The organism is Sphingomonas sp. BL2, assembly GCF_056680015.1.
This window is the reverse complement of record NZ_CM155261.1, coordinates 351,361-365,488: the sequence shown is the minus strand read 5'-3', so window position 1 is coordinate 365,488 and position 14,128 is coordinate 351,361. Positions and strand designations below refer to the sequence as shown.

The following is a 14,128-nucleotide window of genomic DNA, read 5'->3' as shown; positions in this document are numbered from 1 at the left end:
CTTTACGTCGCCAAGCACGGCGTAGGTTTGCAGATATGACTTGGCAGTCCCCGACACCCAGACATGAGTTCGGGACGCCAAGACGTTGCGCTGTCCGCAAGCATAACCAACACGCCAGTTGTTACGCTCTACCTCGACTTATAGACGCATGAGCCCATCGCATCATGCCGACACAAGCTGGATGTCTGGATGGTCGCCAATGATCTCGAGGATGATGTCGAAATAGGTTTGTCCCCTACCGCCCTCCAGGGCGTCCAGCTGCCGACCAATCAGGTCCACATTGAACACATCGGGGCGCTGCAACTTGCCGGCGAGAAACGCCCGTGTTGCCTCCAGGCCGAGTGCCATTCTGCTTGCAGCCATGTCATGCCAGACGATCCGAACCGGCTCTCGTCCGCTGATCGCGCCATAACCACCATGGAGCATGTCGTTCAACGCATCGAGGCTATCGCCCAGTTGAAATTCTGCTCCGGTCATGAACACCCGGTTGATTTCGACATAGAAGCTCGGGATGTCGCGGATGTTCTGACCGATGATGGTGAGCGTTTTCGTCATCGCCCCAAGACCTAGCCTTTCCCCGCGCTTGCCCGCAACAGCGACCATGGAAGTTAGGCCCTGGTAATTGGGCTGGGGAACAGGGGGCAGACTATCTCGTCGGACCCGTCGGTGCGAACTGGGCTGCGCTCGGCATCCCGGCGTCCCTTTTTTCCTCACATACGATTCTTTCCGCTCCACAGCGATTTTGTCAGGGCGTCGAGGGGACGCGTGTTCGGACAACCGCGACCGGCAATCGCATGGCCCCAACTAGCGATCGACCGAGGATTGCCGCAAAATTGGGGTGGCAGCCGGCGATGTGCGCGGATACTCCGCTGAAGATGAGCATGCCCGACACCGAACATTACGACGTCCTCATAGTCGGCGCTGGCCATGCCGGTGCCCAGGCGGCAATCGGTCTGCGCCAGCGCAAGTATGACGGTACCATCGCGCTTCTTGGCGAAGAGCCATCCCTTCCGTACGAGCGCCCGCCTTTGTCGAAAGACTATCTGTCGGGGGACAGGCCGTTCGAGCGTATGCTGATACGCCCCGGCCCCTTCTGGGTAGATCGCGCTATCACGTTGCGACTGGGCCTGACCGTCACGACCGTCGATGCCGACGCGCATCGCGTGACGACCGCCACCGGCGACGTCATCGGGTATGGCACGCTGATCTGGGCAACGGGCGGTGCACCGCGACGACTGACCTGTGCCGGTCATGATCTGACGGGTGTCCACGGCGTCCGGACACGCGCCGACGTCGACAAGATGATCGCGGAACTGCCTGCGGTGGACAATGTCGTAGTGATCGGGGGGGGCTATATCGGACTCGAAGCCGCTGCCGTTCTGACTAAACTGGGCAAGCACGTAACGGTTCTCGAAGCGCAGGATCGCGTGTTGGCGCGTGTCGCGGGTGAGGCGCTCTCGCGGTTCTACGAGGCCGAACACCGCGCGCACGGCGTGGATGTGCGGACTGGCGTCGCGGTATCGTGCATCGAGGCGGCGAACGGGGCGGCATGCGGGGTCCGCCTTGCTGACGGAGGCATACTGGCCTGCGAGATGGTGATCGTTGGCATCGGCATCGTTCCGGCGGTCGCGCCGTTGCTGGCTGCGGGTGCCGAAGGCGGCAACGGCGTGACGGTTGATGACCATTGTCGCACGACCTTGCCCGACGTCTTCGCGATCGGGGACTGCGCGGCACATATTAATGCGTTCGCCGACAGCGCGACGATCCGTCTGGAATCGGTGCAGAACGCGAACGATCAAGCGATGACCGTGGCGAAAGTCCTGACTGGGGCGCCCGAACCATATCATGCGGTGCCGTGGTTCTGGTCGAACCAGTATGATCTGAAGCTTCAGACCGTCGGATTGTCGACGGGTTACGATGACGCGATCCTACGAGGCGATCCGTCCGAACGCAGCTTTTCGCTGGTCTACCTGAAAGCTGGCCGCGTGATCGCGCTCGACTGCGTGAACCGTGTGCGCGACTATGTACAGGGCCGCGCATTGGTCGTCGGGGCGTTGCGGGCTGATCCTAGGCTACTGGCGGACCTGACGATCGATCTCAAGACGATCACGGGTGCTGGTGGCGCCGGGTTGTGATCCAGATCATTCCCCGCGCTTGATTGGAGGGTTAACGTAAACCCTTTGCGGTCTTCTCTCGAAGAGCAATTCGCGCACTGCAAGTTTAAAACAAAGCGCCTTCCAGGATACCCTCGCTGCCGGAGGTTGGCAGCACCATCGCTGCATATGCTTCGTATTCGTCGGGGAGCGCTGGTATAACCGATTGGTCGCCAAAGGGATTAGGAACGGCAGCTAAGCCGCACATCTTGCCATCAACGTGGATTGCCGACGCATCCATCCGACATGAAAGAATATTCTGAGTGGTGGGTGGGAACTGCGGCTGAGCGTTTGGAACTGGGTTGTTCCTAAGATCGGATCAGCGTCAACATGCCATGTCGATACGATGACGCTGTAAGCCTGTTTGGTCGTCCGTTCAGCGGAATTACTGACGGCTGACGACATGATGGTCTTTGAATGAAACTTGGAGTTCCTAGCCGTTGGTGCTCAACGGCGCGTTCCTTGGCGTTCAAACAATCGGCGAACAGAACCGCGACTGACCGGCAGGCAGTGTCAGATACCGTGCGGTCGGACTTGTGATATAGGGTTACGCAACGGGGAAAGCAGGCTCGCGGTAGCTGTAATGAAATCATTACATTTTTTCGGCATCAGGTACGCTTGGCGCTCAGTTGCATATGTGAGGTAATGTCCGGCAGCGCGTGGTTGGATGCGGTTCGACACGACAAAAACGGCCGTCTGCCTTTTCGGTTATAGACGCGTCATAGGGAATGAATAGGGCGAATGACGATTGAAACGATCGCGATGTCGTATCTTGATACCGGTACGCTCGACCCGAACCTGCAAAAAAACGCCTATGAAGCGGCGATCGATCATACGTTGAAGACGGTATTTTTATCGGAACCCATCTATGCCCATATCGCATCATGTTATTTGGGGCCGCTTCACCTGATCAAATGCGTCGCGTCGCCGCGGCGGTCAGAGCGGACGTCGACACGGATCATAGAAGACCGGCATGACGGTATCAGCGTCCAACTGGCAATCTCGGGGGCGAGCCGGGGCGAGGCTGCTGGACGCAAGGTGGAAAGTAACGCGGGTACGATTATGGTTCTCGATTTCGGGCAACCATTTTGTATGGTTGATCTAGAAGAGCGCTCGATCATCAATGTCTCAATCCCACGTGTCTTGTTGGCGCGATATGTCGACGATGTTCGTGCAATTCATGGTCTGGTTCTCGACGCAGAGGCTAGCGCTCTGCTCGCGGCTCATCTTCAGGCACTAGCGCCGCGACTTAAGCGACTGCCCGTGCACAGTGCTCTGGTGCTTGGCGATATCATTCTACAGCTTTTTGTGATCGCAATCGGCTACAATCCCAAGGCGATCACCACGCCGCCAAGCGACCGCCGGACCGCTCTAGTAGGTCGCGCCAAACGGATCATCGACAGCCGTCTAGGCTCCGAGGACCTAACACCGGAATGGCTAATGGCGAAACTCAACGTCTCGAGGTCAGAGTTGTATGCGGCGCTCGATCAGTTCGGCGGTGTCGCGCGTTTTATCTGGCGGCGGCGCCTGGACGGCGCCCATGCGGCGCTGATTGATCCCCATGATACACGTCGTATTGGAGCGATCGCCTTCGCCTTCGGGTTTTCGAGCGAGGCCCATTTTGCGCGCGCCTTTCGTACGGCGTTCGGCAATACGGCTACCGAAGTCAGGCGACAGAATGGTCAGGGCGCCTAAACCCTTGTCATTTGTTGTTTTTTACAAAGCTACGGCCAGTCAATAAATTTGGATCTTCAGGCAATGGCGGCTACGCGGAGTCGGCGTATTGGTCCGCATCGGAATAATTCCGGCCGGTTGTCGGCCGGGTCGTCCGGGCGAGGATGAGGAAGCTCCTTTTAAGGAGCTAACTTGATTGGGGGCGGGCGGGCCGGGGGGCTTCGTCAGTCAGGATAGATCACCACATCGTGCGTGCACGGTGGGGTCGATGTCATCCTTTTGGTTCGCGAACGGCGCGTTCGCGACACTAGCCGTCGTGCATCCATCGTCCTGGCAGCCGTTGCTGGAGATGTAGAATGACAAGCCCGACCAACACCGACCAAACGATCATCGGTACCAACAAGTCGAACATTCTCGCCGGCGGCAACGGCAACGACCGGATCCTTGGCAACGACGGCAACGACCTGATCGATGGCGGCAACGGCAACGACTATATCGACGGCGGCGCGGGTAATGACACCATTTTCGGCGGAGCTGGCAACGATACGATCCTGGGCGGCGACGGCAACGACGTCCTGCACGGCGATGACGGAAGTGATTACCTCGACGGCGGCACCGGCACCGACCTGGTGTTCGGCGACTGCGGCAATGACACGCTCGCGTTCCGCCTCGCCGATCACGGCGCGCCCTCGACCGCCTTTCTGCATGCCAATTCGGTTCTGGACGGCGGCACGGACACCGATACGTTCCGGTTGATCCTGACCCGTGACGAGTGGCTGCGTGGCGATGTCCAGGCGGACGTCGCGCGCTATGTCGCCTTCCTCGATGCAGAACCCGGCAAGTTCTACAACTTTGCCAACCGCCTGTTTGGCAACACCGATTTCAACGGCAGCTTCGCGTTCAATATCGCCGACCTGGTGGTCGCGCGCGTCGAGAAGTTCGAAGTCGTCGTCGACGGCCTCGTGCTCGATCCGCGCAACGAAGCCGTGATCGCTCGCGCCGACGCCATCACCACCGATGAGGATCACGCGAGCGTCGCGTTCAACCTGCTGGCGAACGATTCGGTGCCAGATCTGGTAAAGTCGGTCAGCGTCGGCACCGCCGCACATGGGGCGGTCGTGCTGGTGCAGAACTATGCCGATCCGGCCAAGCCCGTCGCGAGCGTTGTCTACACGCCGAACGCCACCTATTATCAGTATCTTGCCGCTGGCGAGACCGCCATCGACAGCTTCAGCTACACGGTAACCGACGCGAACGGCGATACGTCGACCGCGATCGCGACCGTGACCATCACCGGCGTCAATGACGGTCCGCTGATCGTGTCGGGCAGCTATGCAGGCGCGGTCGTTGAGGATGCGGCGGCGACGTTGGCAAGCAGCGGGGCGATCACGTTCAGCGATGTCGACCTGACCGACAGCCACACCGTTTCGGTCGGCGCGGCTAAGGTTACCGTCGCGAACGACACTGCCACCGGCATCGCGCCGACGGGTGGCTTCGGCACGCTGAAGGCCGTGGTGGTCGAGAACACCACCGATCAGAACAACCAGGGCACGATCAACTGGAGCTTCACGGCGGATAACGCGACGCTGCAGCGCCTGGCGGTCGGCCAAACCGCGACGCAGGTCTATGCGCTGACGCTGACCGACAAGAACGGCGCGAGCGTCACCCAGAACGTCACGATCACGCTGACCGGCACCGAAGATGCGCCGACCATCACCTCGGCGGTTGCGAGCGGCGCAGTCACCGAGGACGCGACGACCGCGGTGCAGGGCAACATCGCCTTTGCCGATGTCGACCTGATCGACACGCACAGCGTCGCGTTCACGCCGCAGGCCTCGGGCTATCTCGGCACCTTTGCGACGATCGTCGACAAGCCTGCTACCGGCACGGGAGCCGGCACCGTGAAATGGACCTTTGCGGTCGACAACACGCTGATCCAGAATTTGGCGCAGGGCGAGACGCTGACGCAGAAGTACACGGTCACTGTCGCCGACAACCATGGTGGCACCGTTCAGCAGGTCGTAACCGTCACGATCACCGGCACGAACGATGCGCCCATCGCGATCGCCGACGTGGCAACCCCGGCGACCGAAGATGGCGCGGTCGTCACCGGCAGCGTCGCCACCAACGACAGCGACGTCGATCACGGCGCTGCCCTGACATACAAATTGAACGCCCCGGTGGCCGGCCTGACGCTTGCCGCCAACGGCAGCTACAGCTTCGATCCGTCGAACGCCGCGTATCAGGCGTTGGCCGCCGGCGAAGTGCAAACGATCGTGGCCGGCTACACGGTTATCGATGACAAGGGCGCCACCGCGACCACGACGCTGACGATCAAGGTCACCGGCACGAACGACGCACCCGTCGCCGTCGCAGACGTGGCAGCCCCCTCGATCGAGGACGGCACGATTGTCACCGGCAGTGTCGCGACCAACGACAGCGACGTCGATCACGGCGCCGTGTTGACCTACAAGCTAAACGCACCGGTTGCCGGCCTGACTCTGAACAGCAACGGCAGCTACAGCTTCGATGCGTCGAACGCGGCGTACCAGGCGCTCGCGGCCGGCGAAGTCCAGACGGTCGTCGGCAGCTACACCGTCACTGACGACAAGGGCGCGACGGCAACCACCACGCTGACGATCACCGTTACGGGTACCAACGACATACCCGTCGCCGTCGCAGACGTGGCAGCCCCCTCGATCGAGGACGGCGCGGTCGTCACAGGCAGTGTCGCGACCAACGACAGCGACGTCGATCACGGCGCGGTGCTGACGTACAAGTTGAACGCACCGGTCGCGGGCCTCACACTCGGCACGAACGGCAGCTACAGCTTCGATCCGTCCAATCAGGCCTATCAGGCGCTTGCGGCGGGCGAAGTTCAGACGATCGTCGCGAGCTACACCGTCACCGACGACAAGGGCGCGACGGCAACCACCACGCTGACGATCACCGTTACGGGTACCAACGACGTACCCGTTGCCGTCGCAGATACCGGCGCGGTCGCCGAGGATAGCGTCCTTACGGGCACTGTCGCAGCCAACGACAGCGACGTCGATCACGGCGCGGCGCTGGCTTATACGCTGAACGCCCCGGTTGCCGGCCTGACGCTTGCCGCTAACGGCAGTTACAGCTTCGACGCGTCCAACGCAGCGTATCAGGCGCTTGCGGCTGGCGAAGTCCAGACCGTCGTCGCCAGCTACACGGTCACCGATGACAAGGGTGCGGCCACGAGCACGACGCTGACAATCAAGATCACCGGCACGAACGATGCGCCCGTCGCCGTCGCAGACACCGGCGCGGTCGTCGAGGACAGCGTTCTAACGGGCAGCGTCGCGACCAACGACACCGACGTCGATCACGGCGCGACGCGTACCTTCGCGTTGAACGCCCCGGTTGCCGGCCTGACGCTGAATGCCGATGGTGGATATGTCTTCAACGCCGCCGATGCCGCCTATCAGGCGCTCGCCAAGGGCGAGATCCAGACCGTCATCGCCAGCTACACAGTGACCGACGACAAGGGCGCGACCGCCACGACGACGCTGACGATCGTCGTCACCGGCACCAACGATGCACCCGTCGCCAACGCCGATATCGGCGCGGTCACCGAGGACAAGGTCCTGAACGGTACGGTTGCGACAAACGACAGCGACATCGACCACGGCGCCAAGCTTGGCTACGCCCTCGACGCACCGGTTGCTGGTCTGACCATCAACCTGGACGGCAGCTACAGCTTCAACGCTGGCGATGCCGCGTACCAGCACCTTGCCCAGGGCGAGACGGCCGTCGTCGTCGCGCACTACACCGTCACCGACGAATATGGCGCGGTCGCGCAATCGGCGTTGACCGTCACCGTCACCGGCACCAACGACGCGCCGATCGCGACCGCCGATGTCGGCGCAGTCGCGGAGGACGCCGTCCTGAACGGGACGGTCGCGGTGAACGACAGCGATGTCGATCATGGCGCCGTGCTGCAGTACACCCTCGACGCACCGGTTGCCGGCCTGACGATCAACGGGGACGGCAGCTATGCGTTCAACGCCGCCAATGCCGCCTATCAGAGCCTCGCACTTGGCGAGACATTGTCCGTCGTCGGCCATTACACCGTCACCGACGAGTTTGGCGCGACCTCGCAGTCGACGCTGACCATCACGGTAACGGGCACCAACGATGCACCGGTAGCGGTTGCGGACACGCTGTCCGCTGTCGAGGACCAGTTGCCCGTCACAGGCAGCGTCGCGACCAATGACAGCGATGTCGATCACGGCGCGACGTTGAGCTACACGCTCGACACGCCCGTCGCGGGCCTCACCTTCAATGCGAACGGCAGCTACAGCTTCGATCCGTCGAACGTCGCATACCAGGCGCTGGCGAAGGGCGAGGTTCAGACGATCGCCACGACCTATGCCGTCGTCGACGATCATGGCGCGACCACCCACACCACGCTGACCATCACCGTCACCGGCACCAACGACGCGCCCGTCGCGATGGTCGACGTGGCCGCCGCGATCGAGGATGGCACAGTCGTCCGCGGCTCCGTTGCCACCAACGACTTCGACGTCGATCATAGTGCGACCCTGACCTATGTGCTGCCGGTCGCGGTTGCCGGCCTGACGCTGGCATCGGACGGCACCTACGCGTTCGATCCCCACAACGCGGCCTATCAGGCTCTTGCAGTCGGCGAGGTCCAGACCGTCGTGGCGACCTACGCGGTGACCGATAACGAAGGCGTCACGGCCTATTCGGCCCTGATCGTCACCGTCACAGGTACCAACGATGCGCCGGTCGCGGTCGCCGATACCGCCGTGGCGGTCGAGGATGGCGCGCACGTCGCCGGATCCGTCGCGACCAACGACTATGACGTCGATCATAATGCGATACTGAGCTACGCGCTCAACGCGCCGGTCGCCGGTCTGACGCTGAATGCGGCGGGCGGGTATGACTTCGATCCGTCGAATCCGGCCTATCAGTCGCTGGCGCAGGGCGAATTGCTCAATGTCGTGGCAACCTACACCGTCACCGACCAGTCGGGCGCTACGTCGACCTCGACGCTGACGATCGTGGTCGCCGGGACGAACGACGCGCCGACCGCGGTCTCGAACATCACCACCGTTACCGAAGAAAGCCTGATTTCGGGCAGCGTGGCTGTCACTTCCGGCGACGTCGATCACGGTGCGGCACTGAACTACACGCTCGACAGGCCGGTTCCCGGGCTGAACATAGCCTATAACGGCAGCTATACGTTCGATGCGGCGGACGCCGCCTATCAGGCGCTGGCACAGGGCGAGGTGCAGGTCGTCACGGGCAATTACACCGTCACCGACCAGTTCGGCGCGGCGGCGAATGCAACGTTGACGATCGCCGTCACGGGCACCGACGACGTGCCAGTCGCCGTCGCCGATACGAACGCAGCGGCCGAGGACAGCGTGATCATCGGCAGTGTCGCGACGAACGACAGCGACGTCGATCACGGTGCGGTGCTGGCCTACACGCTCGATACGCCGGTCGCAGGGCTGACGATCGGCGCGGATGGCAGCTATGCCTTCAATGCCGGCAATGCGGCTTACCAGTCACTGGCGCAGGGTGAGACCCTGACCGTGGTCGGCCACTACACCGTCACCGATGAATTCGGCGCGACGTCGCAGTCCACGCTTACGGTCGTCGTCACGGGTACCAACGACGTGCCGATCGCGGTCGCGGATCTTGCCGCCGTCAACGAGGATAGCGTGGTGGCCGGGTCGGTCGCGAGCAACGACGGCGATGCCGATCATGGCGCTATTCTCGCCTATGCGTTGAGCGCACCGATCGCCGGTCTCACCTTCAATGCCGACGGCAGCTACAGCTTCAACGCGGCCGACGCCGCGTACCAGGCATTGGCGCAAGGCGAGGTACAAAACGTCGTCGTCGGCTATACCGTGACCGATCAGTTCGGGGCGACCTCGCCATCGACGCTGACGATCACGATCACGGGCACGAACGACGCACCGGTCGTTACCGGTCCGCTGACCGCCGCTGCGACGGAGGATGGCGCGGTCGTCACGATCGATGCCTTCGCAAAGGCAAGCGACGTCGACCATGGCACCAGCCTGACGGTGGTTGGCCTGCCGACCACGCTGCCTGCGGGTATCACCTATGACGTCGCGACACACAGCTTCGCACTCGATCCGTCGGCCGGCGTCTTCCAGGCGCTTGCCCAGGGCGAGGCGATCACCACGACGGTGTTCTACAGCGTGTCGGACGGTATCGCATCGGTCCCGACCAGCGCGAGCTGGACGGTGACCGGCACCAACGACGCCCCCGTCGCCAAAGCCGATGTTGCGGCCGTACTGGAGGATAGCGCCGTCAGCGGATCGGTCGCGACCAACGATACCGATATCGATCATGGCGCGGTGCTGACCTATGCGCTGAACGCGCCGGTCGCCGGCCTCACGTTCGGTGCCAACGGCGCTTATACGTTCAACGCGGCGAACGCCGCGTATCAGCCGCTGGCTCAGGGCGAGGTGCAGAACGTCGTGGTCGGCTATACCGTCACCGATCAGTTCGGCGCATCGTCCAACGCTACGCTGACGGTCACCGTCACGGGTCGCAACGACGGCCCGGTCGCGGCGGTCGATACGGCGACGGCGATCGAGGACGGCGCCATCGTCAAGGGCAATGTCGGGGCGAACGATACCGATATCGATCACGGTGCGGTGCTGACCTATGCCGGGACCAACACGATCGCCGGCCTGTCGATCGCCGCGGACGGCAGCTACAGCTTCGATCCGTCGAACGTCGCCTACCAGAACCTGGGGGCCGGCGCGACGCGGACCGTGGTCGGCACCTACAAGGTCACCGATCAGTTCGGCGCGGTGGCGAACTCCACCCTGTCGATCACGGTCACTGGTACCAACGATGCGCCGGTCGTCGGCAACGTGGTGCTGGTCGCCAACCGTCTGGGCAATGGCGGGTTCGACCAGACCCCGGACTTCACCGGCTGGACGGTCCAGACCGGATCGACCGGGACCACCGGGACGTTCAGCAGCACCGCGGTCATCAATCGCACGGGAACGCTGATCGCCGGGGACAATGCCGTCGCCGATCTGAACTACAGCGCAACGACCCCCGCTGGCTATGGCACCGGCTATGGCCCGCGGATCACCAGCACCGCGTTTGCGGGGAATGCGGGCGACACGGTGAAGTTCGTCTACCTTCTGTCGTCGGGCACCGATCAGGCGGTCGGCACCGGCTATATTCGCGATGCGGCGACCGGCGCGATCGTGCAGACGATCTTCAATTACCAAGTGCCGTTCATCGGCAGCACGGGCGTCCAGACGGTCAACCTGACGCTGGCGACGTCGGGCACCTACACGATCGACTTCCAGCTCGGATCCTATGATGCGACCGGCGGGCGGGCGATCGGCGCGCGCCTCGAGATCGGCTTTGCCGGCATCCTGGCGAACGGCATCGGCGAGGACGTCCCCTTCACCTTCAGTGGCGGCAAGGCGCTGCTGCTGGCGAACGCGACCGATGTCGATGTCGGCGACGTGCTGACCGTGAACCCGTTTGCAGCGACCAGCATGATGGGCGCGGTCGTTACCCTGAACGCAGCCGGGGCGCTGGTGGTCGATCCAACGCTGTCGCCGCTGATCCAGGCGCTGAAGCAGGGCGAGTCCGCGACCGACAGCTTCACGTATCAGGTGTCCGACGGTCATGGCGGCCTGACCACGGCCACCGCCAGCTACACGCTGACCGGCGCCAACGACGCCCCCGTCGCGATTGCGGATACGGCTTCGGCGATCGAGGGCGGGACGGTCGTGACCGGAACGGTCGCGGCGAACGACAGCGACCTCGATCACGGCGCGGTCCTGTCGTTCAAGCTGAATGCGGCGGTTGCCGGCCTGACGTTCAATCCGAACGGCACCTACAGCTTCGACGCCACCAACAGCGCCTATGACAGCCTCGCGGCGGGTGCGACCAAGCAGGTTGTCGCCAGCTACACCGTTACCGACGAATTCGGTGCGACGGCCACGTCCAACCTGACGATTACCGTCACCGGGACCAACGATGCGCCGGTCGCGGTGGCCGACACCTTCACGGTCGGCGAAGACGGCTCGCTGACATTGGCGTCCACCGCGTTCGTCGCCAACGATACCGACGTGGATGGCGATACGCAGACCGTCTCGGCGATCAACACAACGGGTACGCTGGGTACCGCGTCGCTTTCGGGCGGGGTCGTAACCTACACCGCCGGCAGCGCGTTCCAGTATCTGAAGGACGGCCAGACCGCGGTCGACCACTTCACGTACACCATTTCCGACGGGCATGGCGGCTTCTCGACCGCAATCGAAACGGTCATCGTTACCGGCGCCAATGACGCGCCGACGGCGGTGGGCGACGCGGTCCAGGCGTTGGCCGGCACGACGACGACCTTCGCGGTTCTCGGCAACGATACCGATCCGGAGAACGACACGCTCAGCATCGCCAGCGTCACCAACGGTGCGCACGGCACCGTGGCCATCAATGCCGATGGCACGCTGAACTATAGCGCGGCGGCGGGCTATGGCGGTACCGACAGCTTCACCTATACCGTGAAGGACCCCGGCGGCCTGACATCGACGGCCACGGTATCGGTCTACGTCGATCGTCCGCCAGTCGCGGTTGCCGATGCGTACACGATCAACAGCGGCGGCAACGTCAAGCTGGCGGTCGCGACGAACGACACCGATCCGGACAATGATGCCCTGAAAGTCATCAGCGTGGGCACGGCAGCGCACGGGACGTTGACCATCAATGCCGACAACACGGTCAACTATGCGTCGACCAACGGCTATGTCGGCGCGGATAGCTTCCAATACACTATCTCGGACGGGCATGGCGGCACCGCGACGGGCGCCGTAAGCCTGACGGTAAAGACGCCCGAAACCGCTGTCGCGCCGACGCTGGTGGTGGGATCCAGCACGGCTTACCAGCCGACGAATGGATCGGCGATCATGACGACGGTGGCGCTGCATGCCGGCGATGTCGTCAGCTTCGATTGGAATTTCTCCAGCGGCGATTACCTGCCGTTCAACGATTTCGCGTTCGCGACCGTGAACGGAGCGGTCTTCACCCTCTCCAATACGCTGTATACCGGAAACTACGGGGCGACGGGGTGGCAGACCTTCACCTATGTCGCACCGGCGGACGGCGTGTACACCGTCGGGCAGGGGGTCATGAACAATGGCGATACGGGGCTCGACTCGCATCTCGGCATCGATGCGTTGCGTATAAACGGCGCCATCGTGCAGAGCTTCGAAAACGGGTTTGGCGCAACGACGATCAGCGGCAATGCCGTCGTCAATGGCGGGTTGGCGAACATCATGCCGACCAACGGCACGTCGGAAGCGTATCTAACCTCCTCTCCGAGTTCCGAATCCGCGATCGAAAGCTTCCTGGGTATCGCGCAGGGCAAGCTGGTGACGCTCGGCCAGGCGAATGGCGCTGAATTCAAACCGGTCACGGTGCCGATCGGCATCGCCCTGTCGCCCAGCGCTCATCCGGACGCTACTTTCGTCACCATCATCGGAGCACCGGTCGGATCGACCTTCAATCACGGTGTCTATGACGCTGCGACCAATAGCTGGAAGGTCGACGCGGGAGATTTGGGGGGGAACCTGACGATCACGACGCCGTCCAACTATGCCGGCACGTTCGCGCTGGCGGTGACCGCCACCAGCGTCGTCTATGGCAGCAACACGTCGGCTACGACGGCACCGCAATATCAGTCGGTGACGGTCAATCCGGCGTCGGTCGAGTTGCTCGCCAATGCGGCAGGCAGCACGCTGATCGGCGGGACGCTGGACGACATCCTGCACAGCGGCACCGGTAACGATACGCTGACCGGCGGCACTGGCGCCGACGTGTTCGACTTCGGCAAGATGTTCGGCAAGGACACGATCACCGACTTCCACGCCGGCCAGGACTCGATCCATATCAGCAGTTCGGTGTTCGCAACCGGCGCCGACGCGCTGAGCCATTCGGCGCAGGTCGGGTCGAACGTCGTCATCACCTATGATGCGAACAACACGGTCACTCTGACGGGCGTAAATCTGGCGGACCTGCATGCGACGGATTTCCAGATCGCATAAGGTCTCTCGTTACCCCCTGGCGTAACGCGTCGGGGTTGCCGGGGTGTCGGACGGGTTCGCCCGCCGGCACCCCGATCTTCGTTGTTCGCCGAACGGCATTCCGCCCTTCGCTCATGTGACGCTTGCGTATCCGATGACACGATCGATCGACATTCGACCTTACCGTTACCTCACATGGATGGCGGGTCTGACGCT

General features: G+C 62.8%; 4 protein-coding genes. 3 read left to right on the top strand and 1 reads right to left on the bottom strand.

What is annotated here, in order from left to right; translation table 11 throughout:
* Window positions 1–162: 162 nt before the first annotated feature.
* A complete protein-coding gene (locus AC1ME3_RS01650; RefSeq protein WP_480954573.1) occupies window positions 163–555 on the bottom strand; it encodes a barstar family protein in 393 nt (130 codons plus the stop codon).
* A 296-nt stretch (window positions 556–851) separates the two neighbouring features.
* Between AC1ME3_RS01650 and AC1ME3_RS01645 the strand changes: the two genes are divergently transcribed.
* The 3 genes from AC1ME3_RS01645 (at window position 852) to AC1ME3_RS01635 (ending at window position 13,933) form a co-directional block, all read left to right on the top strand.
* Window positions 852–2,135 (top strand): NAD(P)/FAD-dependent oxidoreductase, encoded by a 1,284-nt coding sequence (locus tag AC1ME3_RS01645; protein WP_480954572.1) that lies wholly within the window; start codon window positions 852–854, stop codon window positions 2,133–2,135.
* A 759-nt stretch (window positions 2,136–2,894) separates the two neighbouring features.
* Complete coding sequence (locus AC1ME3_RS01640) at window positions 2,895–3,848, top strand: helix-turn-helix domain-containing protein (protein ID WP_480954571.1); 954 nt, start codon at window positions 2,895–2,897, stop codon at window positions 3,846–3,848.
* 335 nt (window positions 3,849–4,183) lie between these two features.
* A complete protein-coding gene (locus AC1ME3_RS01635; protein ID WP_480954570.1) occupies window positions 4,184–13,933 on the top strand; it encodes an Ig-like domain-containing protein in 9,750 nt (3,249 codons plus the stop codon).
* The last annotated feature ends 195 nt before the right edge of the window (window positions 13,934–14,128 follow it).